This is a genomic window from Streptococcus sp. HMSC062H02 (assembly GCF_001813005.1).
Lineage (GTDB): Bacteria > Bacillota > Bacilli > Lactobacillales > Streptococcaceae > Streptococcus > Streptococcus oralis_S.
This window is the reverse complement of the sequence record NZ_KV811100.1, coordinates 92,413-116,053: the sequence shown is the minus strand read 5'-3', so window position 1 is coordinate 116,053 and position 23,641 is coordinate 92,413. Positions and strand designations below refer to the sequence as shown.

The 23,641-nt window shown below is 41.9% G+C and carries 26 protein-coding genes and 1 riboswitch; of the genes, 6 read left to right on the top strand and 20 right to left on the bottom strand.

Features of this window, described 5'->3' with window-relative positions; genetic code table 11:
• Positions 1 to 66: 66 nt before the first annotated feature.
• The 4 genes from clpP to HMPREF2885_RS02540 all read right to left on the bottom strand — a co-directional run bounded on the left by clpP (position 67) and on the right by HMPREF2885_RS02540 (position 2,591).
• Positions 67 to 657, bottom strand: coding sequence for an ATP-dependent Clp protease proteolytic subunit ClpP (clpP, locus tag HMPREF2885_RS02555; RefSeq protein WP_000613467.1), 591 nt, complete (start codon positions 655 to 657; stop codon positions 67 to 69).
• A gap of 172 nt (positions 658 to 829) precedes the next feature.
• Positions 830 to 1,459 (bottom strand): uracil phosphoribosyltransferase, encoded by a 630-nt coding sequence (upp, locus tag HMPREF2885_RS02550; RefSeq protein ID WP_070656981.1) that lies wholly within the window; start codon positions 1,457 to 1,459, stop codon positions 830 to 832.
• A gap of 88 nt (positions 1,460 to 1,547) precedes the next feature.
• Positions 1,548 to 2,015: a deoxycytidylate deaminase gene (locus HMPREF2885_RS02545; RefSeq protein WP_070656980.1), complete on the bottom strand. Its 468-nt coding sequence runs from the start codon at positions 2,013 to 2,015 to the stop codon at positions 1,548 to 1,550.
• An 18-nt stretch (positions 2,016 to 2,033) separates the two neighbouring features.
• Entirely contained in the window at positions 2,034 to 2,591 is a 558-nt protein-coding gene (locus tag HMPREF2885_RS02540) for a TetR/AcrR family transcriptional regulator (protein WP_000003897.1), read from the bottom strand.
• 124 nt (positions 2,592 to 2,715) lie between these two features.
• Here HMPREF2885_RS02540 and HMPREF2885_RS02535 point away from each other — a divergent pair, with 124 nt between their 5' ends.
• The 3 genes from HMPREF2885_RS02535 to HMPREF2885_RS02525 are packed head-to-tail and all read left to right on the top strand — an operon-like array spanning position 2,716 to position 5,335.
• Complete coding sequence (locus HMPREF2885_RS02535; RefSeq protein ID WP_070656979.1) at positions 2,716 to 3,561, top strand: DegV family protein; 846 nt, start codon at positions 2,716 to 2,718, stop codon at positions 3,559 to 3,561.
• Between the two features lie 57 nt (positions 3,562 to 3,618).
• On the top strand, positions 3,619 to 4,800 hold the full coding sequence (locus HMPREF2885_RS02530; protein ID WP_070656978.1) for an aminoacetone oxidase: 1,182 nt from the start codon (positions 3,619 to 3,621) through the stop codon (positions 4,798 to 4,800).
• Positions 4,801 to 4,813: 13 nt separating this feature from the next.
• Positions 4,814 to 5,335 carry a DUF1697 domain-containing protein gene (locus HMPREF2885_RS02525; protein ID WP_061852743.1) on the top strand — a complete coding sequence of 174 codons (522 nt, stop codon included), beginning with the start codon at positions 4,814 to 4,816 and terminating at the stop codon, positions 5,333 to 5,335.
• A gap of 44 nt (positions 5,336 to 5,379) precedes the next feature.
• Here the strand turns inward: HMPREF2885_RS02525 and HMPREF2885_RS02520 are convergent, their stop codons facing one another.
• A complete protein-coding gene (locus HMPREF2885_RS02520; RefSeq protein ID WP_070656977.1) occupies positions 5,380 to 6,120 on the bottom strand; it encodes a MerR family transcriptional regulator in 741 nt (246 codons plus the stop codon).
• 366 nt (positions 6,121 to 6,486) lie between these two features.
• On the opposite strand from HMPREF2885_RS02520, the gene HMPREF2885_RS02515 reads away from it, so the two are divergent.
• The gene (locus tag HMPREF2885_RS02515; protein WP_070656976.1) at positions 6,487 to 7,827 is read left to right on the top strand and encodes a sodium-dependent transporter; all 1,341 of its coding nucleotides are present in this window, start codon (positions 6,487 to 6,489) and stop codon (positions 7,825 to 7,827) included.
• A 41-nt stretch (positions 7,828 to 7,868) separates the two neighbouring features.
• Here the strand turns inward: HMPREF2885_RS02515 and manA are convergent, their stop codons facing one another.
• The 3 genes from manA to HMPREF2885_RS02500 form a co-directional block, all read right to left on the bottom strand.
• On the bottom strand, positions 7,869 to 8,813 hold the full coding sequence (gene manA, locus HMPREF2885_RS02510; protein WP_070656975.1) for a mannose-6-phosphate isomerase, class I: 945 nt from the start codon (positions 8,811 to 8,813) through the stop codon (positions 7,869 to 7,871).
• A 119-nt stretch (positions 8,814 to 8,932) separates the two neighbouring features.
• The gene (locus HMPREF2885_RS02505) at positions 8,933 to 10,372 is read right to left on the bottom strand and encodes a 6-phospho-beta-glucosidase (RefSeq protein WP_070656974.1); all 1,440 of its coding nucleotides are present in this window, start codon (positions 10,370 to 10,372) and stop codon (positions 8,933 to 8,935) included.
• 131 nt (positions 10,373 to 10,503) lie between these two features.
• Positions 10,504 to 10,764 (bottom strand): SemiSWEET family transporter, encoded by a 261-nt coding sequence (locus HMPREF2885_RS02500; protein WP_001291473.1) that lies wholly within the window; start codon positions 10,762 to 10,764, stop codon positions 10,504 to 10,506.
• A 326-nt stretch (positions 10,765 to 11,090) separates the two neighbouring features.
• On the opposite strand from HMPREF2885_RS02500, the gene HMPREF2885_RS02495 reads away from it, so the two are divergent.
• The gene (locus HMPREF2885_RS02495; RefSeq protein ID WP_000913393.1) at positions 11,091 to 11,435 is read left to right on the top strand and encodes a lipopolysaccharide assembly protein LapA domain-containing protein; all 345 of its coding nucleotides are present in this window, start codon (positions 11,091 to 11,093) and stop codon (positions 11,433 to 11,435) included.
• A 165-nt stretch (positions 11,436 to 11,600) separates the two neighbouring features.
• Here HMPREF2885_RS02495 and HMPREF2885_RS02490 read toward each other — a convergent pair whose 3' ends face one another.
• The 5 genes from HMPREF2885_RS02490 to HMPREF2885_RS02470 form a co-directional block, all read right to left on the bottom strand.
• Complete coding sequence (locus tag HMPREF2885_RS02490; RefSeq protein ID WP_070656973.1) at positions 11,601 to 11,948, bottom strand: VOC family protein; 348 nt, start codon at positions 11,946 to 11,948, stop codon at positions 11,601 to 11,603.
• Positions 11,949 to 12,006: 58 nt separating this feature from the next.
• Positions 12,007 to 13,782 carry a pyruvate oxidase gene (gene spxB / locus HMPREF2885_RS02485; protein ID WP_000191811.1) on the bottom strand — a complete coding sequence of 592 codons (1,776 nt, stop codon included), beginning with the start codon at positions 13,780 to 13,782 and terminating at the stop codon, positions 12,007 to 12,009.
• A gap of 209 nt (positions 13,783 to 13,991) precedes the next feature.
• Complete coding sequence (locus HMPREF2885_RS02480; RefSeq protein WP_070656972.1) at positions 13,992 to 16,235, bottom strand: heavy metal translocating P-type ATPase; 2,244 nt, start codon at positions 16,233 to 16,235, stop codon at positions 13,992 to 13,994.
• A gap of 9 nt (positions 16,236 to 16,244) precedes the next feature.
• A complete protein-coding gene (locus HMPREF2885_RS02475; protein WP_070656971.1) occupies positions 16,245 to 16,616 on the bottom strand; it encodes a cupredoxin domain-containing protein in 372 nt (123 codons plus the stop codon).
• A gap of 10 nt (positions 16,617 to 16,626) precedes the next feature.
• Positions 16,627 to 17,022 (bottom strand): CopY/TcrY family copper transport repressor, encoded by a 396-nt coding sequence (locus HMPREF2885_RS02470; RefSeq protein ID WP_070656970.1) that lies wholly within the window; start codon positions 17,020 to 17,022, stop codon positions 16,627 to 16,629.
• A 183-nt stretch (positions 17,023 to 17,205) separates the two neighbouring features.
• Positions 17,206 to 17,304: riboswitch (TPP riboswitch) on the top strand.
• Between the two features lie 84 nt (positions 17,305 to 17,388).
• On the opposite strand from HMPREF2885_RS02470, the gene thiD reads away from it, so the two are divergent.
• Positions 17,389 to 18,180, top strand: coding sequence for a bifunctional hydroxymethylpyrimidine kinase/phosphomethylpyrimidine kinase (gene thiD / locus HMPREF2885_RS02465; protein ID WP_070656969.1), 792 nt, complete (start codon positions 17,389 to 17,391; stop codon positions 18,178 to 18,180).
• A 47-nt stretch (positions 18,181 to 18,227) separates the two neighbouring features.
• Here the strand turns inward: thiD and thiE are convergent, their stop codons facing one another.
• From thiE to HMPREF2885_RS02430, 7 genes are read right to left on the bottom strand one after another with little or no spacing between them, the layout of a single operon-like run.
• Positions 18,228 to 18,860 carry a thiamine phosphate synthase gene (gene thiE / locus HMPREF2885_RS02460; protein WP_070656968.1) on the bottom strand — a complete coding sequence of 211 codons (633 nt, stop codon included), beginning with the start codon at positions 18,858 to 18,860 and terminating at the stop codon, positions 18,228 to 18,230.
• Positions 18,853 to 19,656 (bottom strand): hydroxyethylthiazole kinase, encoded by an 804-nt coding sequence (locus tag HMPREF2885_RS02455; protein WP_070656967.1) that lies wholly within the window; start codon positions 19,654 to 19,656, stop codon positions 18,853 to 18,855. Before HMPREF2885_RS02455 ends, thiE begins: the two co-directional genes overlap by 8 nt.
• Positions 19,656 to 20,180 carry an energy coupling factor transporter S component ThiW gene (gene thiW / locus HMPREF2885_RS02450; protein WP_070656966.1) on the bottom strand — a complete coding sequence of 175 codons (525 nt, stop codon included), beginning with the start codon at positions 20,178 to 20,180 and terminating at the stop codon, positions 19,656 to 19,658. Before thiW ends, HMPREF2885_RS02455 begins: the two co-directional genes overlap by 1 nt.
• A gap of 3 nt (positions 20,181 to 20,183) precedes the next feature.
• Positions 20,184 to 20,876, bottom strand: coding sequence for a thiaminase II (tenA, locus tag HMPREF2885_RS02445; RefSeq protein ID WP_070656965.1), 693 nt, complete (start codon positions 20,874 to 20,876; stop codon positions 20,184 to 20,186).
• Positions 20,877 to 20,886: 10 nt separating this feature from the next.
• Entirely contained in the window at positions 20,887 to 21,537 is a 651-nt protein-coding gene (locus tag HMPREF2885_RS02440) for an energy-coupling factor transporter transmembrane component T (protein WP_070656964.1), read from the bottom strand.
• Between the two features lies 1 nt (position 21,538).
• Positions 21,539 to 22,924: an ATP-binding cassette domain-containing protein gene (locus tag HMPREF2885_RS02435; RefSeq protein ID WP_070656963.1), complete on the bottom strand. Its 1,386-nt coding sequence runs from the start codon at positions 22,922 to 22,924 to the stop codon at positions 21,539 to 21,541.
• A complete protein-coding gene (locus HMPREF2885_RS02430) occupies positions 22,925 to 23,485 on the bottom strand; it encodes an ECF transporter S component (protein WP_070656962.1) in 561 nt (186 codons plus the stop codon).
• Positions 23,486 to 23,641: the final 156 nt, after the last annotated feature.

Here is a 23,641-nt window from a genome sequence, read left to right as displayed (position 1 = left end):
TTCTAAGAAATCTTCTCCTATTATATCAAAAAAAGCAAACTCCGTCGAGTTTGCTTTCTAGGTTGCTTAGCTTAAAGAATTGTTGGCCATGATTTCATCAATAAAGCCATATTCAAGTGTTTCTTGGGCACTCATCCAGTAATCACGTTCCGCATCTGCATGAATTTGCTCGACTGATTTACCAGAGTTATCTGCAAGGATTTGCTCCAATGTCTTACGAGTTTTAAGCAAGTGCTCTGCAGCGATTGCCATATCGGTCTGTTGGGTACCACCACCTGTACCACCCATTGGTTGGTGAATCATATACTCTGCATTTGGAAGCATGAAACGTTTGCCTTTTGCACCACTTGATGCGATGACAGTACCCATAGATGCAGCCATCCCCATAACGATAGTTTGGACATCCGCTTTGATAAAGTTCATGGTATCAACGATTGCCAAACCAGCTGAAACAGATCCTCCAGGTGTGTTGACATAAAGGTAAATATCTTTTGTGCTGTCTTGGGCATCCAAGAAAAGTAATTGTGCGATAACGGAGTTGGCCATGTTGTCTTCAACTGGACCTGTTAGCATGATGATGCGGTCTTTCAGAAGACGAGAGTAAATATCATAGGAACGTTCTCCACGGCTTGTTTGTTCAATAACTACAGGAATCATTCATTTCTCCTTTTATGTTGAATTTTCTTAGTCTTACGACTCAATACAGAACTATTATATCTTTTTGGTCAAAAAAGGTCAAATTTTTGCTCTATTCTCTAAACAGAAACAAAAACTCAACCTCCTTTCAAGTCAAAAACGAACTTCTAATTTCAGTATTTACTTTGGAATTTTATTTAGTACCGAACAAGCGGTCTCCAGCATCTCCAAGACCTGGAACGATATAACCGTGTTCGTTCAAGCGTTCATCCAAGGCTGCTGTAAAGATTTCTACATCTGGGTGTGCTTCTTGAAGAGCTTTCACTCCTTCTGGAGCAGATACTAGGCAGACAAACTTGATATTTGAAGCGCCACGTTTTTTAAGCGAATCTACTGCCAAGATTGCTGAGCCACCTGTTGCCAACATTGGATCAACGACAAAGATTTGACGTTGGTCAATATCCTCAGGCAATTTCACCAAGTATTCAACTGGTTGAAGGGTTTCTTCATCACGGTACATACCGATGTGACCAACTTTAGCTGCTGGAACCAAGCACAAGAGGCCATCTACCATCCCGATACCTGCACGCAAGATTGGGACAATCGCCAATTTTTTACCAGCCAATTGTTTTTGAACGGTCTTTGTGATAGGTGTTTCGATTTCCACATCTTCAAGTGGAAGATCACGAAGTACTTCATATCCCATCAACATTGCAATCTCATCTACTAGCTCACGAAAAGCTTTTGTAGAAGTATCTGTACGTCGCAAGATTGACAATTTGTGTTGAATGAGTGGATGATTAATGACTTCAATTTTTCCCATTTTCTGAATTCCTTCTTTCAATTTATTCTTCTTATTATATCAAAAAACGGTTTAAAAAGCTTTCTAAACCATTTCTTTTTATTAATTTTTAAATCAAATCTGCCTCTTGAAGAGCTGTCTGAACAGTCTCTAATGGTAAATGGGTCAACTCGGTGCCTTTTTCATGATAAAGGTACTGGGCATAGTCATCCATTCGGTACTGGTTGATATAAACCACGCGCTTACAACCAACTTGTAGCAGTTGTTTGGTGCAGTTCAGACACGGAAAATGGGTCACATAGGCTGTAAATCCTCTGGGAACCCCTCGCTCAGCCCCTTGGAGAATAGCATTAACCTCGGCGTGAAGGGTTCGAACACAGTGACCTTCAATGACCAGACAATCGTGGTCAATACAGTGCTCCGTTCCTGATACGGAACCATTATAGCCAGTTGAAATGACTTTATTGTCCTTAACGAGGACAGCTCCCACTTTGGCACGTTTGCAGGTCGAACGATTGGCAATCAGTAAAGCCTGGGCTGCAAAGTACTCATCCCAAGCCAGTCTTTTTTCTGTCATAAGTCTTCTCCTTTTCCTCTATTTTTTGAAAAATGGCAAGCGTAAATCTGCAATCTTTTCAGCCGGAACCTTCATGCCATCCTTGATCCATTTGAGCAGAACCGATACGATGGCAGAACTCCAAAAGGAATGAAGGTAGCTGCTAACGCCTTTTGACTTTCCGTGGTATTTTTCTAGAAATTCCTGCATGGCTTGGACAAAAATCTTTTCCAAATGGTAGTCCAGAGCAAGTTGGATAACTTTGGCTTCTTTCTTGGCTGCGCGGAAAAGGTGTACCCAGACTAGATAAAGGTCTGTTTTAACATCGTAGTGGCTCAACTGTTCCATAATGTTATGGACACTGCGTTTAAAAACACTTTCCAAAATCTCTTCTTTGGAGTCATAGTTACGATAGAAGGCAGCACGAGAGACGCCCGCCCGTTTGACCAGCTCCGAAATGCTGATCTTGGCCAAGTCTTTTTTCTCTAGAAGTTGCAAAAGAGCCGTCTCGATTGCTTCTCTGGTTAAAAAATTGGATTCTTGATTTGATTTTCTGAGATTTTCAAGAGATTTTTCAGATATTTTACGTTCAGACATAACAATTTCTTTCTACTTGTGACAACAGAGAGGTGGTACTTTTGTTTCAAGGGCTTTCATGATATAATTGTAAAAAAAGACAGAACCTTTGTCAATGTATAAGTGACAAAGATGGAGAATTTCTATGACTTGGAAGATTGTAGCTGACTCTGGTTGTGATTATCGTCAACTGGCAACTCCTGCTATTGATACGGAATTTGTTAGTGTTCCTTTAACAATTCAAGTAGCTGATCAGGTCTTTATCGATGATGCCAATCTTAACATTGACCACATGATGGAAACCATGTATGCGACTTCTGAGGCTTCAAAATCAGCTTGTCCTAGCCCTGATGATTACTTGCGAGCATTTGAAGGTGCTAAGCATATCTTTGTCGTTACTATCACTGGTACTCTTTCAGGTAGCCATAATAGTGCACAGCTCGCTAAAAATATCTACCTTGAAGAACACCCTGACACTCAGATTCATGTGATCGATACATTGTCTGCAGGTGGTGAGGTTGACTTGATTGTCGAGAAAATCAATAGTTTGATTGATCAAGGACTTTCTTATGAGGAAATTGTTGAAGCTATTACAGCCTACCAAGAAAAAACGAAGTTGCTTTTTGTACTCGCTAAGGTTGATAACTTGGTAAAAAATGGTCGTTTAAGCAAGCTGATCGGTACAGTTGTCGGTCTTCTCAACATCCGTATGGTTGGGGAAGCAAGTGAAACTGGAACCCTAGAACTACTCCAAAAAGCGCGTGGACCAAAAAAATCCCTTCAAGCAGCCTATGAAGAACTCATCAAGGCTGGCTACGCTGGTGGCCGTATCGTCATGGCTCATCGCAGCAATGAAAAATTCTGTCAGCAATTGTCAGAACGCTTGCTGGAAACCTTCCCACAAGCGGATATCAAAATCATCCCGACATCTGGTCTCTGCAGTTTCTATGCAGAAGATGGCGGTTTGTTGATGGGATATGAAATCAACTAAGATTATGAGCAACAAGAGATGTCAAGCATCTCTTGTTTTTTGTGGTACAATAGAGCTATGAAACATTTTGATACTATTGTCATTGGTGGAGGACCTGCAGGTATGATGGCTACCATTTCCAGTAGCTTTTATGGTCAGAAAACTCTACTCATCGAAAAAAATCGCAAACTTGGGAAAAAATTAGCTGGAACGGGCGGTGGTCGTTGTAATGTGACCAACAATGGAACTTTAGATGACCTATTAGCTGGAATTCCTGGTAACGGGCGCTTTTTATACAGTGTATTTTCTCAGTTTGATAACCATGATATCATTAACTTTTTTACGAAAAATGGAGTCAAACTTAAGGTCGAGGACCACGGACGCGTCTTTCCTGCTAGTGATAAGTCTCGGACCATTATCGAGGCCTTGGAAAAGAAAATCACTGAACTCGGTGGTCAAGTTGCTACTCAAACAGAGATTGTTTCTGTTAAAAAGGTGGATGACCAGTTTGTCCTTAAGTCCGCAGACCAAAACTTCACTTGTGATAAACTCATTGTCACAACTGGCGGAAAATCCTATCCGTCTACTGGTTCTACTGGTTTTGGTCACGAGATTGCCCGTCATTTCAAACATACCATTACCGAGCTTGAAGCTGCTGAGAGCCCATTGTTGACTGATTTTCCACACAAAGCGCTTCAAGGGATTTCACTAGACGATGTGACCTTAAGCTATGGCAAGCATGTCATCACCCACGATTTGCTCTTTACCCACTTTGGTCTATCCGGTCCTGCTGCCCTACGCATGTCTAGCTTTGTCAAGGGCGGAGAGGTTCTCTCGCTAGATGTTTTACCTCAACTTTCTGAGAAGGACTTGGTTGCATTTCTAGAAGAAAATCGGGAAAAATCCTTGAAAAATGCTTTAAAAACTTTGCTTCCAGAACGCTTGGCAGAATTTTTGTCGCAAGGCTATCCTGAAAAAGTCAAACAACTGACTGAAAAGGAACGCGAACAACTACTCCAGTCCATCAAGGCCCTCAAAATCCCTGTGACTGGCAAAATGTCTCTTGCTAAGTCCTTTGTCACCAAGGGGGGCGTCAGTCTCAAGGAAATCAACCCTAAAACACTGGAAAGCAAACTGGTCCCTGGTCTCCACTTTGCTGGTGAGGTACTGGATATCAATGCCCACACGGGTGGCTTTAACATCACTTCTGCCCTCTGCACCGGCTGGGTGGCAGGCTCAAATCCAATAAATACCAAATAAGAAAGGAAGTCCTTTGGAACATATTATTTTACTAAGAGGTGTTACTCCTAATGGAAAGAATGCTATCCCGAAAATGTCTTATTTGGTAGATATTCTGACAGAAGCTGGTTTTCAACACGTTCGAACCTATATTCAAAGTGGGAATATCATTCTTGAAAGTGACTTAGATTTAGAAGAAATACGAGAACGCGTTCATACTCTGATAAAGGAAAAAATTGGGGCCGACTTAAAAATGGTTATCAAGAATAAGAACGATTTTGAAAAGATTGTTCATGAGAATCCATTTAGAGAAGACTATCTTTACGATCGTATACATGTGATTTTTTATCAGGGATTTATCCAAAGTCTGCCACTAGAAAAATTGAAAGCTGACTACGGTGAAGAAGAAATTTGTGTAGGTGATCACTGTCTCTACCTCTATCTCCCTAGAACTGCAAAACAAAAAAAGCTCAATACCAACTATCTTGAAAAATTGTTTGGCCTGGATCTGACCATGCGGAAGTTAAACGTAGTGGAAAAACTATTAACCAAATAGTACTTGAAACCAGAAAAAATCAGCAGAGGTAACTCCGCTGATTTTTATTTTGTCTGTGTCCGAATGTAAGCAGCAATAACATCTGATGTGTATTGAGCTGTACCAGGTCCAAACTTGTCAATGTTTTCCTTAAACTCTGGGTTGTAAACGTAGCCTTTACCGATATGGCCGAATACTTCAATAGAGCAGTCAAATCCATAAGTACGAATAGCTTGCAATAGTTTGGCTGCTTGCTCTTGGTTTTCGGCCGCTGTTGCAAGCAGACCAGCTTGAAGGTTTTGAGCCAAAACTTGAAAAACTTGGTTAAAGGCAGCCGTAGCCTCATCTTCGTGACCTTTCTGGCGTTCAAGCGCTTGGTCCATAACTTCTTGACCATATTTCTCTACCGCTTCTTGGTGGTATTTTTGATTGTCTTGATAGCTAAATCCAGTGAATTTTTCCTCAATGGTCATTTTTCTTTCTCCTTTTTGTTCTTGAATGGTTTTTTGCAAGGTGGAAATCAAGGTATCCAGATGTTGCCTTTCTCGAGTTAGATAGTCCAACTGCCTAGTCAAATGAGGCAATAAATCTTTCCTTTCTTCCTTTAACAGCTCTGCTATTTTTTCTAAAGAAAAGCCTAGATATTTGTAATACAGAATGACCTGAAGTCGTTCCAAATCCTCTTGACTATAGGTTCGATAGCCGTTTTCCGACTTTAAGGGAACCAAGAGCCCTATCTTATCGTAGTGATGCAGGGTCTTAACAGAGACACCTGAAAGCTGCGCAGCTTCTTTTATATGGTACATGATTTCCTCCTTATACTCAATGAAAATCAAAGAGCAAACTAGGAAGCTAGCCGCAGGTTGCTCAAAGTACAGCTTTGAGGTTGCAGATAAAGCTGACGTGGTTTGAAGAGATTTTCGAAGAGTATTACATTGATAGTATAACCCCTCCCCTTAGGTCAGAGTCAAGCGTTTTTGCGAAAAATTTTTAACTTTTTGAGAAAGGTGTGAAAACTTGAAAATGGTTTTCTTGACAGACCTTAGAAAACATGATAGGATAGTCAAGTCTATCAATCAAACAGAAAGCTCATAAAAAGCCATTGAGAGAAGGCTATTTGACAACTCAAGTAGCCTTTTCTTATTTTAAAAAACAAGATTGGAGTTTCAACTATGTCAGAAAAATCGCAATGGGGCTCGAAACTGGGCTTTATCCTAGCATCTGCTGGTTCAGCTATCGGACTTGGAGCCGTTTGGAAATTTCCCTACATGACTGCTGCTAATGGCGGTGGAGGCTTTTTACTAGTCTTTCTTATTTCTACCATTTTAATCGGTTTCCCCCTTTTGCTGGCTGAGTTTGCCCTTGGCCGTAGTGCTGGCGTTTCCGCTATCAAAACCTTTGGAAAACTAGGCAAGAATAACAAGTACAACTTTATCGGTTGGATTGGTGCCTTTGCCCTCTTTATTCTCCTATCCTTTTACAGTGTTATCGGAGGATGGATTTTAGTCTATCTAGGTATTGAGTTTGGGAAATTATTCCAACTTGGTGGAACGGGTGATTATGCTCAGTTGTTTACTTCAATCATTTCAAATCCAGCCATTGCCCTAGGAGCTCAAGCAGCCTTTATCTTGTTGAATATCTTTATTGTATCACGTGGGGTTCAAAAAGGGATTGAAAGAGCTTCGAAAGTCATGATGCCGCTACTCTTTATCATCTTTGTCGTCATCATCGGGCGCTCTCTCAGCTTGCCAAATGCCATGGAAGGCGTTCTCTACTTCCTCAAACCAGACTTCTCAAAATTGACCAGTGCTGGTCTCCTATATGCTCTGGGACAATCTTTCTTTGCCCTCTCACTAGGGGTGACAGCCATGCTGACCTATGCTTCCTACTTGGACAAGAAAACCAATCTGGTCCAGTCAGGTATTTCCATCGTAGCCATGAACATCTCTGTATCCATCATGGCGGGACTAGCCATTTTCCCAGCCATGTCGGCCTTCAATATTCAGTCTGAAGGGGGACCAAGCCTGCTCTTTATCGTCTTACCTCAACTCTTTGACAAGATGCCTTTTGGAACCATTTTCTACATCCTTTTCCTCTTGCTCTTCCTCTTTGCGACGGTCACTTCTTCTGTCGTGATGCTGGAAATCAATGTGGGCAATATCACCAACCAGGACAACAGCAAACGTGCTAAATGGAGCGCTATTTTAGGAATCTTGACCTTTATCTTTGGAATTCCTTCAGCCCTTTCTTACGGTATTATGGCGGATGTTCACATCTTTGGGAAGACCTTCTTTGACGCTATGGACTTCTTGGTTTCCAATCTCCTCATGCCATTTGGAGCCCTCTGCCTTTCTCTCTTTACAGGCTACATCTTTAAGAAGGCTCTTGCTAAGGAGGAACTCCATCTTGATGAAAGAGCATGGAAACAAGGACTTTTCCAAGTCTGGCTCTTCCTTCTTCGTTTCATCATTCCTATTATCATCATTGTGGTTTTTATCGCCCAATTTATGTAATCAAAAAGGACTTGAGTAGTAAACTCAGGCCCTTTCTTTTTTTATGGATGGCTAACAATCAATTCCAAACCTTGCCCTTCCAAGGTCCAAGCTTCAACATCACTTGGTAGGATAAAGTGGCTGCCTTTTTGGATTGGATAGTTTTTCCCATCAACATTCAGTTGACCCTGACCAGCTAAGACGCTCAACAGGCTGTAGTCAGCTGTCTTTTCGAAGTCAACTTTGCCAGTGATTTCCCACTTGTAAACTGCGAAGAAATCATTGGATACAAGGAGAGTGGAACGTAGATCATCTGCTTTGATAGTTACAGGACGGCTATTGGCAGGCTCTCCAATGTTTAAAACATCGATGGATTTTTCAAGGTGAAGTTCACGCAAGTTGCCCTTGTCGTCCTTGCGGTCAAAGTCATAAACACGGTAGGTGGTATCGCTAGACTGCTGGGTTTCAAGAATCAAGATACCCGCCCCGATAGCGTGCATGGTTCCGCTTGGTACATAGAAGAAATCTCCAGCTTTAACTGGAACTTTTGTCAGCAAGGTATCCCAGTTCTTGTCCTCGATTTGCTGGCGGAGTTCTTCTTTTGATTTGGCATTGTGGCCATAGATAATCTCTGAACCTTCGTCTGCTGCGATGATGTACCAACACTCTGTTTTCCCTAACTCGCCTTCGTGCTCTAGTCCATAGGTATCGTCTGGGTGAACTTGGACACTGAGCCAGTCGTTGGCATCGAGAATCTTGGTCAACAGTGGAAACACAGGTTCTGGACGGTTACCAAACAATTCACGGTGTTCCGCATACAAAGTAGCTAGGTCTGTTCCCTCAAAACGCCCATTAGCGACCTTTGAAACTCCATTTGGGTGGGCTGAAATAGCCCAGTATTCTCCGATTTTTTCACTTGGAATGTCGTAGCCAAACTCATCACGTAGCTTGGTTCCACCCCAGATTTTTTCTTGCATAACTGATTGTAAAAATAATGGTTCTGACATCTTGATCTCCTGTCTATTTTTCTCACTTCATTATAGCAAAAAGCCAGGTCTAATTGAACTCTTTTTCACATCTTATAAAGTAGGGAGAAGATTTTATAAAAATAGTGAACAAATGTGCTCTACTTAATACTTGCACCATTGCTGGCAATGACATCCTTGTACCAGTAGAAGGATTTCTTCTTGCTCCGTTTGAGACTTCCTTGACCTGCATTATCACGATCCACATAGATAAAACCATAACGCTTGTTCATTTCGCCTGTTCCAGCAGAAACCAGATCTATACAACCCCAAGTCGTATAACCAAGCAATTCAACGCCATCTTGGTAAATAGCATCTCGCATAGCCTTGATGTGGGCTTCTAGATAAGCAATCCGATAGTCATCTGCTACGTATCCATTTTCATCTGGCGTGTCCATAGCACCGAGGCCATTTTCTACGATGAACATAGGCTTTTGATAACGATCCCAGATAGCATTGAGGGTGATACGAAGCCCCAGTGGGTCAATCTGCCAACCCCATTCAGAGGATTCTAGATAAGGATTTTTGATAGAGGCAAAGACATTTCCAGCGGTCAGATTCGTCACTTCTGGATCGCCTGAGGCCACTCGACTCGCATAGTAAGAGAAGGAAACAAAATCAACAGTGTGATTCTTCAACAAATCCAAATCCTCTGCCGTCATTTCAATTTCTATCCCCTCACGCTCCCACTGTTTCTTGGCATAGTTTGGGTATTCCCCACGCGCTTGGACGTCAATGAAGAAGTAACTCTTACGGTCTTCCTCCATAGCTGCCCAGTAGTCTCTCGGATGGGCAGTGTTGGGATAGTATTGTCCTGCTGCCAACATACATCCCACCTTGTTTTCTGGATCAATTTCGTGAGCAATTTTAGTCGCCATAGCCGAGGCTACCAGCTCATGGTGGGCTGCTTGGTATTTGATCTGTTCTTGATTTTCTCCTTCTTCAAAACAAATCCCAGCTCCTAAAAAGGGGGCATGCAGAATCATATTGATTTCGTTGAAGGTGAGCCAGTACTTGACCAAGCCCTTGTAACGGGTAAAGAGGGTGTGACAGAGATTTGCGTAAAAGTCCAACATACGACGATTGCGCCAACCACCGTACTCCCTAATTAAGTGCATGGGGCAATCGAAATGCGTGATGGTCACCAGTGGTTCAATTCCATACTTGTGGCATTCCTTAAATAAATCCTCATAAAAAGCTAGACCAACTTCATTTGACTCTGCTTCGTCACCTTGAGGAAAAATCCGAGTCCAAGCAATGGAAAGTCGATAGGTTTTAAATCCCATTTCTGCAAAAAGCGCAATATCTTCCTTGTAATGATGGTACATATCAATGGCTTCCTTTGCTGGGTAAAAATAGCCCTCCTCAAACGAAAACATCTTTTTCTGACCTGTAATAATAGCCTCACGGTCTGGACCAATCGGTACCACATCCACATTAGCAAGACCACGGCCATCTTGATTATAAGCACCCTCACATTGATTAGCTGCCGTAGCACCACCCCAGAGGAATCCTTCTGGAAATTGTAGTATTTCTGTCATCACTTTACCTCGATTGATTTATTACTTCTATTATACTAAAAAGGAGGCAAAAAGTTTGGAACCCTCTGGATAATAATAGCACTAAACTTACTTTTATATATACGAAAAAAAGACTGAAACCAGTCTTCTTTTTAAATCAAAGCTGTGATAGCCGTTACTAGGCCAAAAACGATACCTGGTGCATTAGCAGCCGCAAGTGGAATATCTCTTTCTTTCTTGAAAAGACCGTAGTAAACCCAGAGACTACAGTTGATGGCTGCAACCAAGGGCTGGATAAAGTTCCCTTTTTGACCAGCCAGGTTGTTCATAATTTGTGGGAAGTAAGACACATACATCATAACAGACATAAAGGTCGCTACCCAACCTAAAATTTTCATTTGTTTTTCAGACATTTTCAAAACCTCTTTCATTTTTACTGAATCTTATTTTAAAATATTCTTTCAAAACAATCAAGTCTTTAAAACTTTTGTTATAAAGATATAAACTATCACAATCTTGTTATAAGAAAGAGGGAACAGAAAAAAGACCGAATTGCTCCGTTCTGTTTACTCAATCAAATATTAGAAAATGAATACTCCTTTTCAATGAATCGATTGATTGATGGTAAATAAGCCGTTAGAAATTATTGACAGTATCGAAATTTTCTAGTAAAATGAATTTTGTTAATACCTAAATGGTGTGTAGTTTTCTATCAACATAGTCAGGAGAAAAGGAACTTATGCTAAAAAAATTTAATGAATTGTCACTGAAAGATAAGGCTTATCTAATTGGCGGTTTGAGCTTATTAGTCATTGTGATCTCATTTGGTCTACTCAATCGTCAAACAGTAACTGTCAGTCTTGTCTTTACACAACTATCTGCTCCCTTGATTTTGGTGATTTTTACTTGTCTAGTAATCGGGATCATTGCTGGTAGTGCTATTGGTATTAGCTATCACCATAACAAGACTCAAGATCTGAGAAGCCGCATTGCTGAAGCAGAAGCGACTATCAATATAAAAGACAGGGAGCTTGTCCAGTACGAGGAACAGGTGCAACAATTAAAACAGGAAGCCAAACAATAAGTGTAGAAATCATAACCACCCGTGAAAACGGGTGGTTTTTTGTCTCGCACCTAACGGAGCGAGACGGACTGAAAGTCGCATAAATACAAAAAAGATCGAATTGCTCCGATCTTTTTAAGTTTCACTCCAAGAATGTTTAGATAAAAAATTTGATAATAGAATTACCTACTTCATACGATAAAAATCAATCACTAGACCAGCAGGCCCTTTAACTAATAAGGACTCTGTTCCCCAATCCGTTTCACAAAGACCGTGTAAAATCTCGACACCGATCTCTTTTAACCGTTGGTAATTCTGATTTAGATCCTCAATCTCAATATGAAGAATGATTCCTGACTGACAATCTTCCAAAGGAATCAAATGATTTTGGGACAACATCAGACAGTGACTGCCAATCGTAAACTGAGCAAAACTGTCATCAACATAATCGGACTTTTTATCCAAAATACGCTCCAAGTCAGCACAGACTTGTGGAACATCTGAAACGATAATATCTAATTGATTTAAATTCATTTACTATACTCCATAAAAAGACCGGATTGCTCCGATCTTTTTAAGTTCCACGAAGGAATTATTTAATTGCGCGTGATTGCAAACCTTCTTCTTCCAAGAAGAGACGGAATGGTACGAGTTCTTCTGCTTCGTATTTTTCCTTGAAGGCTTTGATTGCTTCTTCTGAGTGAAGTTTTGGATCCAATTCAAGTACTTCTACTGGAAGTGGACGGTGTTCAGTGATGCGAGCATCGATAACAACAGTTTTACCTTCTTTGCTCAATTTAACAGCTTCTGCAACAACTGCATCGATGTCTTCGATACGGTCAACTGTAAATCCAACAGCTCCTTGAGCTTCAGCGATTTTCGCATAGTCAGCATTAGGGAAGTCACAACCAAACAAGTGTTTGTTTGTGTCTTCGTATTTGTCCTTGATGAAGGCATATTTACCATTTGAGAAGACAACGTTGATAACTGGAAGGTCGTATTGAACGTTTGTGATAACGTCTGGGTAGCACATGTTGAATGCACCGTCACCCATGATGTTCCATACTTGGCGATCTGGATTGTCTTTCTTAGCAGCAATACCACCAGGAAGGGCAATACCCATTGTCGCAAAGAGTGGAGATGTACGCCACATGTTCTTAGGTGTCATGTGAAGGTGACGAGTAGATGTTTGAGTAGTGTCACCTACGTCGATTGAGTAGATAGCGTCTTGATCAGCATGTTTGTTGATTGCATTGTAAACTTGGTACAATTGCAATTCACCCTCAGTTTTACCTTCGAGTTTGTTCATGTAATCACGCCAGTTTTGGTTGTTCTTCACGTTTGCACGCCACCATGGAGTTGATTCAACTGGGTTCACTTTGTCAAGGATTGCTTTCGCTGCTTGACCTGCATCACCAAGAATAGAAGCATCAAGGGCATGTCGTTTACCAAGTTTGTAAGGGTCGATATCGACTTGGATGAATTTTTCAGTGTTCTTGAAGGCTTCGTAAACTTCAGCAAATGGGAAGTTTGAACCAAGGAAAAGAACTGTGTCTGCTTCGAAGACCACTTCGTTGGCTGGTTTCCAACCAACACGGTAAGCAGAACCTGTCAAACCTTCGTAGTTCCATTCAAAAGCTTCAAAGTTTTTACCAGTTGTGATGATTGGTGCTTTGATTTTACGTGACAATTCAGTAATCACTTCACCAGCTTTAACACCACCGTAACCAGCGTAGATAACTGGGCGTTCAGCATTGTTCAAGATTTCAACTGCTTTGTCAATTTCAACTTCGTTCAAGGCAGGAGCAATAAATGAACGCTCGTATGAACCTGAACCGTAGTATGAGTTTTCGTCGATTTCTTGGAAACCGAAGTTTACTGGAATTTCAACTACAGCTGGACCTTTTTTAGAAACTGCAGCACGGCAAGCTTCGTCAATTACTTTTGGTAATTGCTCAGCGTAAGCGACACGTTTGTTGTAGACAGCGATACCGTTGTACATTGGGTTTTGGTTCAATTCTTGGAAGGCATCCATGTTGAGTTCGTTAACAGGACGTGATCCAAGGATCGCTAGGAATGGAGTGTTATCCATAGCCGCATCGTAAACACCGTTAATCAAGTGAGTCGCACCTGGACCACCTGAACCAACTGCAACCCCGATTGAGCCGCCGAATTTAGCTTGCATAACCGCTGCAAGAGCACCTGTTTCTTCGTGGCGAACTTGCAAGAAGCGGATATCTTTGTCTTCAGCCAAAGCGTCCATCAATGAGCTGAGTGTTCCTGATGGGATACCGTAGATGGTGTCTACGCCCCATGTTTTCAATACGTTGAGCATTGCTGCTGATGCAGTAATTTTCCCTTGAGTCATTATAACTCTCCTTCAAATATTTTTAAAATTTGATTCATCCGTTTTCATATACTAATTGGAAACGTTTCAGCAAATTTTTACTCTACTACTTTACCACATTTGTTTTTGGTCTCCTAAGAATGTGCTCAGAAGTTTTTATTCTCTATTACAGTACAGTTTGAAAACGTTTTATATAACTGTTTTATAATAAAAAGCGAGCAAGCTCGCTTTTAGTCTATTTTACTAAAGTTTAGCATGAGTGAACTGGTTAAAACAGATACAGAACTAAAGGCCATGGCTAGACCAGCCAGTTCTGGATTGAGAACGAGACCAATTCCTGAAAAGACTCCTGCTGCAATCGGAATTCCGGCGACATTGTAGATAAAGGCCCAAAAGAGGTTGAGCAGAATTCGATTGAAGGTTTTCTTGCTCATGTCAAAGGCACGAACCACTCCTAGGAGGTTATTAGTTGTCAACACCAAATCTGCTGACTCGATGGCAATATCTGTTCCAGCTCCCATAGCAATCCCCACATCTGCTACACTGAGGGCAGGAGCGTCATTGATACCATCACCAACAAAGGCTACTTTTCCAGCTGATTGTAGTTTATGGATTTCATGGGCTTTTTCTTCTGGCAAGACACCTGCAATGACCTCTTCGATTCCGATCTGATCTGCAATAGCACGCGCCACTCCAGCATTATCCCCTGTCAGCATGACTGTTTTAAGTCCACGTTTTTTCAGCTGACTGATGGCTAGCTTGGCATTTTCCTTGGGAATATCTTGCAGGGCAAGCAAGCCTTTAATTTCATTGTCAACAGCCAAGTAGACAACTGTCTTAGCTTCTTTTTCTAGTTCTTCTAGTTTTTCTTGATAAGTGCTAGAAATGTTCATGCCATCCAGCATTTTAGCATTTCCAAGCAGAACTTGTTTTCCATTGATTTGCCCTGAGACACCTTTTCCGTGCAAGGCTTGGAAATTCTCTACAGTTTGAATCTCAAGTCCGACTTCAGTCGCTCGCTTGACAATGGCCTCAGCCAGTGGGTGTTGAGAAGCTTCTTCCAAGGAGGCTGCCAATCCAAGCACTTCTACTTCGTCGCCGATGATATCTGTGACCACAGGTTTCCCTTCGGTCAAGGTTCCGGTCTTATCAAAGACAATAGTTTGAACTTTCTGGATTTCCTGTAAGACGGTTCCATTCTTGAGGAGAACGCCCATTTTGGCACTGCGACCTGTCCCCACCATAAGAGCTGTCGGTGTTGCAAGTCCTAGTGCACAAGGACAAGCGATAATCAAAACTGCTACTCCATAGAGAAGAGAAGAGACAAAACTCGCTCCAAGCACGACTACACTATCCCTGAGCAAGACGAACCAAACCCAAAAGGTCACAATCCCTAAAATGACAACCGCTGGTACAAAAATCCCTGAAACCTTATCCGTCAAATCCTGAATTGGTGCTCGGCTGGTCTGGGCTTTCTTAACAAAGTCCACAATCTGTGCCAAGACAGTCTCTGAACCAACTTTTTCTGCTTTAAAAACAAGCGTTCCGCTATTATTGATGGTTGAGCCAATGACGGTATCTCCAACTGTTTTGTCTACCGGCAGGCTCTCACCTGTCACCATAGACTCATCAATACTGGACACACCTTCGACTACAACCCCATCAACCGCAATCTTTTCACCGGGACGCACTCGAATCAGGTCACCTACCTTGACTTGCTCCAAGGGGATTTGAACATAGCTATCATCACGCAAGACTTCTGCAGTTTTAGCCTGCAAGTCAAGTAATTTCTCCACAGCTTGGGAAGTATTTTTTCGCATTTTTTCCTCAAAAACGGCTCCCAAAAGAACGAAGAAGAAGATAAATGCAGCACTTTCAAAGTAAACGGGGAGACCAGCGAAGAGGGCAACTAAGCTATAGAAATAGGCCACTAGGGTTCCCAGAGCAACCAGGGTATCCATGTTGGCATTGTGCTTTTTAAAGCTGGCCCAAGCACTCTGGATATAAGGACCACCTGCTACTAGCATGATGGGTGTTGTGGCTAAAAAGGTGCCCCAACGCATGACTTGGTGACTAATTCCTCCTGTCGACATCCCAATCATGATAATCACAAGAGGCACAGTAAAGATACTAGTAATCCAAAAACGTTGCAAAAGTGACAAAGATTTTCGAGTCTTCTCAACTACGGTGTAGCTTCCCTTTTGCATCTTCATGCCACATGAGAATTCATGCTCACCCAACTCTTGAGGTGTAAAACGAATTGTCTTCTCTTCATCCACGCCGATTGGTTCCAAGATGTCTTCTTCTTCAAAAAGGATTTCCTTGTAACAGTTTGAAGGAGTTATACGATGAAAGGTAATTTCAGCGGGAATCCCTTTTTGAAGCTGAATATGGGCTGGATGGTAGCCTTTGTCTGCCGTGATACGGATTTTTTGAACACCATTTTCAAGACTTGCTTTTACGATTTCAGTCATATCATTCTCCTATTCTACAATCATCTTACCGTGCATCATATTCATGCCACAAGAGAAACCATACTCTCCAGCCTGTTCAGGTGTGATTTCCACTACATACTCTTCACCCATAGGCAGGTCCGCATGCACTCCAAAATCTGGGAAAACAATCTGATCTAGGCAGGGTGAAGGGTCCTTACGGTCGAAGACGATACGGGCTGGCACTGATTTCTTGAGAATAATCAACTCAGGCGTATAGCCCCCCATGACCTCCACACGAATCTCTTGGTAGTCCTTTTTTTGCTGGGCCTTTTGTCCAGATTTTTCAGGCTTTTTGAAAAACCAAAACAAGATAAACGCTATAAGGGCAATACAAATAATGGTTACAATACTATTTAACATGACGTCTCCTTTACATACAATTACATCTTACTTCTGTTACAGCGCTAACTTTCTTCTCAGAAATCACAGCTTCTAAGTCTTCCAAGTCAGCCAGAGTAAAATCACATTCCATAATCAAATCAGCCAACAAGTTCTTAATCCTACGGGAACAAACCTTGTCTTTAATATCTTTAATAAGCAAATCCCGACTTTGGTCCAAAGTTAAAAGAGCCGAATAGACAAAGGACTTGCCTTCTTTTTTCCTTGTCAGACACTCTTTCTCAACCAAACGAGCCAAAAGAGTTTGAATGGTTGACTTGGACCAGTCGAACCGCTCCGCTAAAACCCTGATCAAATCGCTACTGGTCTGTTCCCCTTGCATCCAAATAATCTTCATGACCTGCCATTCTGCATCTGAAATCTGCATAATCACACCTCCTAAATCTACATTTGTCGATCACAGTTATTAGTATACTCCGAAAATCTACATTTGTCAACTATAATTTTTATTATTTTTTCGAAAAATAGAATTTTAAGCATTTGATAAAGGATTTTCAGTCAAATTTCACTATATAAACTATAAAAATATGCTATACTGTAGAAAAAAGAAAACAACCACTAGGGGTGCGTAAAGCTGAGATTAACGACTGTTAGATCCCTTTGACTCAATCTAGGTAATGCTAGCTGATGGAAGTGGAAATGATAATGAGGACTAGCTGCTCTTCTATTACTTTCCTCAAACAGACTAGCTTTTTCTTGAGAATACAAACTTCAGTTGGTTGGGAGGTTTTAGATGACTTATTTACCCGTTGCTCTAACCATTGCAGGAACTGACCCTAGTGGCGGTGCTGGCATTATGGCTGACTTAAAGTCGTTCCAAGCTAGAAATGTCTATGGAATGGCCGTTGTGACCAGTCTTGTCGCTCAAAATACCAGAGGCGTTCAATTAATCGAGCACGTCTCCAACCAAATGCTGGAAACTCAATTGGAGAGTGTCTTTTCGGATATCAAGCCTCAGGCTGTAAAAACAGGGATGTTGGCAACTACTGAGATCATGGAAATCATCCAACCCTATCTTAAAAAGCTGGACTGCCCCTACGTTCTTGACCCTGTTATGGTCGCAACAAGCGGTGATACCCTGATTGATACCAGTGCGAGAAGCTACCTAAAAACAAATCTGCTTCCCCTTGCAACCATTATCACTCCCAATCTTCCTGAAGCCGAAGAGATTGTTGGTTTTTCGATTCATGATCCAGAAGACATGCAGCGTGCCGGTCGCCTGATTATAAAAGAATTTGGTCCTCAGTCCGTTGTTATCAAAGGTGGCCATCTTGAAGGTGGTGCCAAGGATTTCCTCTTTACCAAGGATCAACAATTTGTCTGGGAAAGTCCACGAATTCAAACCTGTCACACCCATGGTACTGGATGTACCTTTGCTGCTGTGATTACGGCTGAACTAGCCAAGGGCAGAAGTCTTTACCAGGCAGTTGATAAGGCCAAGGCCTTTATCACAAAAGCCATCCAAGACGCTCCTCAACTCGGTCATGGTTCTGGACCAGTCAACCATACAACTTTTAAAGATTAAGAAAAAACTCTCTAGTTCCTACTTTAAGGGAATTAGAGAGTTTTTGATTAGGAAACAATGTCATCTAGCTTTGTTAAAAAGGCATGCGCTTTTGCTTCAATATCTTCTGCCTGCATCAGATCACGTACAACAGCTACTCCAGCTATACCCGTGCCAATAAGTTGGTCAATATTCTCTGACGTCAGGCCTCCGATAGCAACTACTGGAATAGCGACCGTTTGGCAAATTGTTTTCAAGGTTGAAATCAGGGTAATGGGTGCATTTTCTTTGGTCGTAGTCGGGAAAATGGCTCCTGTTCCCAAGTAATCCGCACCCGATGTTTCTGCTTCGAGGGCTCTTTTAACTGTTTTAGCAGTGACACCGAGGATTTTTTCAGGACCCAATACTTTGCGGGCAACCGAAACTGGTAGTTCATCGTCGCCTATATGCAACCCAGCAGCATCAACCGCGAGACAAACATCCAAACGATCATCGATAATCAAGGGTACTTGATAGGCATCTGTTATTTCCTTGACTTGTTTTGCCAGTTGATAGTATTGATTGGTAGTGAGATTTTTTTCTCGTAGTTGGATGATGGTAACGCCTGAACGGCAGGCTGTCTCGACTTTTTCAAGAAAGCTTTCCAAGGAATCTTGGTAGCGATTGGTTACCAGATATAGTCTGAGTGCTTCTCTATTCATAAATATCTCCTTTGATAGCTTTTAGCCAGTTTTCGTCTCTTTTTAGGATAGAGAGCTGATTGAGAACTTGGTAACGAAAATCTTCCAATCCCATTCCTTGAACAAGTATTCTCTCAGCAGAGATATTGAGATAAGAGACCGCTAGGCAAGAAGCTTCAAAGGCAGTCTTTCCTTGGCTGAGAAAAACAGCTGTCAAGGCTCCAACCAGGTCTCCTGTCCCTGTTATCCAGTCCAATTCGTCACAGCCATTCCTCAATACAGCAACTTGATTTTCTGAAACGATGAGGTCCTTGGGACCCGTGACTAAGAATGACATACCAGGATAAAGCTGACACCAGTCTTTCAAGAATTGAAGCAAATCCTCAGTTTCTTGATCTTTAGCACTAGCATCGACCCCGACTCCATGGTGTTTTAAGCCAACAAGACTTCGGATTTCCGACATATTCCCCTTAAGGACTGTAGGCTTGTATTCTAAAAGGTCCCTGACTAGGTCCTTACGATTGGATGAAGCTGCTACGCCAACCGCATCTACTACCATTGGGAGACAAGTTTGAGCTGCATAAGAAGCTGCCATACGGATTGCTTTCTCCTTCTCAGCTGACAAATGCCCCAAATTGATGAAGAGGGCTTGACTTTGCTTAGTAAAATCAAGAACCTCACGGGGATCATCTGCCATAACAGGTTTGCATCCCAGAGCCAAAATGCCATTTGCCAGCATCTCACAAGAAATCTCATTGGTAATACAGTGAATCAAGGAACTGGTTGCTAGAGGGAAAGGATTTGTCAATTTCTGCATCAGTCTATCCTTTCACTGAAAAAATATCCTTGCACTTTTTTAAAGAATTCCTGCTTGATTAAAAATCGAAAGGCAAGAAAAGCTATGGCTGTACCGATCAAGGTTGCTCCGAAAAATCGAGGAGTGTAGATAAACCAACTGAGCTTGGCCGCAGATCCCGTAAAGAGAACCATAACAGGATAGGAAACAATAGAACCGATAACCCCTGTTCCCAAGATTTCTCCTAGGGCAGAATAGTGAAATTTCCGACCATACTTATAAAAGAGACCTGCAAGGAGGGCTCCAAAAGTAGCTCCTGTTAGGGCCAAAGGGGGAATGCCCTGAGTTGACATACGGATAAAGGCTGTCACTGTAGCCATGACCAAGGCATAAACAGGTCCCATCATGATTCCTGCCAGAATATTGACTACACTGGACATCGGTGCCATTCCCTCAATTCGAAAGATGGGTGTAAGAACTACGTCAAGGGCAATCATCATGGATAAAATGGTTAATTTGTGAACTTGAAGTTGGTGGTTTCTCATTTTCTATTGCTTCTCTTTTTCTAAGGACTGTAAATCACTCGTCCAGGTTTGATGTTGGTAAGCCATCTCCCAAAACTTGGCTTCCATGTGGACACTTCTGTGGAAGGCCTCTAGCATTTTTTGTTTGTCTGTCTCGTTGCTTTCGCGATAGAGCTGATTGACCAGGGCTTCTTCCTCTTTAATCTGCTGTTCTAACTCATCGGTGATATAGGTCTCAATCCACTGTTGATAAAGAGGATTCGGGGATGGTTTGCGATTAAGTGCCTTGCCCAAATCATGGTATAACCAAGGACAAGGCAGCAAACTAGCAAAAGCAATGCCCAAGTTTGGCTCTGCAAACTGTCGATAAATATGAGAAATGTAATGATAACAGGTTGGAGCGATTGGATGTTGCTCCATTTCCTGGTCGCTTATTCCTAATTCCTTGAAAAATTGTTGGCGGATAAACAACTCACCCTCCACTAAACTCTGAGCATTTTGTTTCAAGAGTCTTTTCATCTCTTGGTTTGAAGTCTTATCAGCCAAGAGGTGATAGGCTTCTGAAAAAGACTTCAGATAGTAGGCATCCTGAATCAGGTAATAGCGAAAGATGGAAGGTTCCAACGTTCCCTCTTGTAACTGTAGAACAAAGGGATGCTGAAAGGAAGCCTGCCAAGCTTCCCTGGATAATTCCATCGCAATATCTGTAAATTCCATAATAACTCCTTTATAAAAATAGACTGGTTTGAAGCAATAAAAAGAACAGCAGGTAGATTAATTTTGTTTTTTTAGAAATATAAAAAGTCCGATAGCGATTCTCCAACTGCGCATGTTCGTCATATCCATGTGCAGACAGAGCTCTCAAGTAGAGATGGCGCCATCTAAAGACCGTCATCAGAACCTTGCTGTAAATCAAGGGCGACCAAACATGCAATTTTTGGCCACGCAGTAAGCAAGCTTCCTTGAGGGACTTGATTTCTTGTTGAATGAGGGGAAAGGCATTGAATACCACAATTAAGGCATAGGCCCAAGACCGTGATAACCCCTTTTGAGCCAAGTACAAGAGAAGCTCTTTTAAGGAAATACTAGAAACAAAGACAAGGCCGATACAAACGGTCACAAAGGCCCTCGTTCCAAGCATCACTGCCTGCGAAGCATCTCCATGTAACTGAACTGCCCAGTAGTTGGCAAAGGATGGTAAGATGGCGAGTACGAGCATCCAAGCCAACAATTTAAATCGACGGTAGTAGAGCATGAAGAGAATGCAAAATGCGACTACTGAAAGATTAAGAGCAATCGAAGGAAGGAAAGATGTTTCCAAGGATAAAATCAGCAAGAAAAGACTAATAATCGGTGTCTGAGTTGCTACTTTGATCATACTACCTCACCTCCCCTAGAGTATCATTTTTCAGAGATGGGAGAGGTTTGCTGATAGTCACTTCTTGAAGATGGCTGAGACCCTCACTAGTCATCTCAATCCAATAATCAACCACAGAAATCAAGGGATCTAAACGATGGCTAATGATCAAAAAACTTCTTCCTTGATTTCTCTCCTCCAAAATCCACTTGCAAAAATAATGGCAAGCTCTATCATCCAAACCAGCAAATGGCTCATCTAGCAAGATCACAGAAGCCTTGCTGGTCAAGATAGTTAAAAGCTGAAGTATCTTTTGCTGGCCACCACTTAATTGATAGGGACTCTTATCGAGTGCCTGCTCCAGATCAAAATATCCTAAAGCTTGGAGAATCCGCTGATTTCTTTCAGAGTCTGGACTATCTAATTGCAGTTCCTCTCTCAGACTGCCTCGGATAAACTGCTTCTCAGCTTCCTGAACAACACCAGTCAGATCGCGATACAAACTTTTTTTCTTTTTTAGAACACAACTCTTCCAAGTAATGCGCCCCTTATACTTTTGAAATTGAAGAATAGACCGAAAGAGGGTTGATTTCCCGACACCATTGTCACCCAAGATACAGGAAATCCCTTGGTAGATAGTAAAATCAGCAATCGAAAAGAGGGGGCGATTCCCCAGCTCACAAGTCATACGGTCTATATAGAATAGTTCTAGGCTAGAGGCAACTTCCTTTGAAGCAACCTGTGTCATCTCAGAGGTTGAGATTTGAAACACTTCTCTTAGTTGTCCCTCTCTTAGCTCCACCATATGGTCGATATAGGCTTCATAGTCTGATAAATCATGGTCACACAGGATGACTGTCTTCCCATTAGAGGCCAACTCTTTTAGAATCTCTAGAATCTCCAGCCTACTTTTTCGGTCAATGGAAGCAAAGGGCTCATCCAAGAGATAGACTCTAGGATTCATGGCAAAGAGGACAGCTAGCGCAGCCTTTTGCTTTTCCCCACCTGATAGGTGATGAATGGGACGGTTCAAGATTGCCTTACAGCGACATTGCCGGACCACCTCAGCTATTTTAGCATCAATCTCCTGCACAGGATGGCCAATATTTTCCAAGGTAAAAATCAGCTCCTCAAACAAGTTCTCCATGGTGAATTGATGATTGGGATTTTGAAAGAGAATGCCAACCGTCTGGATACGTTCAACGATAGAAAGCTGACTGACCTGGTTTCCATCTATCAGGACTTGACCACTATAGGGTAAGGAAGTGACCTGGGCAATGATTTGAAAAAGGCTGGATTTTCCTGAACCACTGCTCCCAACTAACAAGGTAAAAGCTTGCGCATGAAAAGTAAAATCAATCGGTTCCGAAAAGATTGGGGATTGAATCCCTCTTAATTCCAGGCCCATCTATGCCTTGCCTCCAGCTGCAAACTGATGATAGAGTTTGACAATGGCACGAACCAAGATGGTACAGAAGAAAAAGACGGAAATAAAACGCACCACCAGCAAGGAGAGGACAAAAGGAAGAGAAAAGGCATAGTAACCTAATTTAATGTATTCATAGATAAAGCTAAAAAGGGTAATCCCAATACTATTAGCAGTTAGAGAGAGCCAACTTTCATAACGATTCTTGGTCACAAGAAAGCCAAATTCACTTCCCAACCCTTGAATCAAACCAGACAAAAGAGCACCTAGACCGAATTGGCTACCATAAAGGACTTCAGCAAGAGCAGCGAGTACTTCTCCAATCGTTGCACTTCCGACTCTTGGAACAAAGATAGCCGCAATGGGCGCAGCCATACACCAGAGACCAAAGAGGATTTCATTGGCAAAAGCCTGTAAACCAAGAGGGGCTAAAATCAGGGTGAGGATATCAAACAGATAGCCTGAGCCCACAAAAACGCCACCAAAAAAGATAGACAAGAAAGCAAGTAAGATAACATCTTTTAACTGCCATTTTTTCAACATAAAAAACTCCTTTTTTAAAGAAAAATGGGGCATTCAAGGAGAGCTACCGAAAGGCTTGACGTCAAGCCTGTCCTCTTTTGATAAACAAAAAACTCCAATTACAAACGAGAATTAGAGTTTACCTTACAAGATTAGACAGTTCTTTTCGACATACGA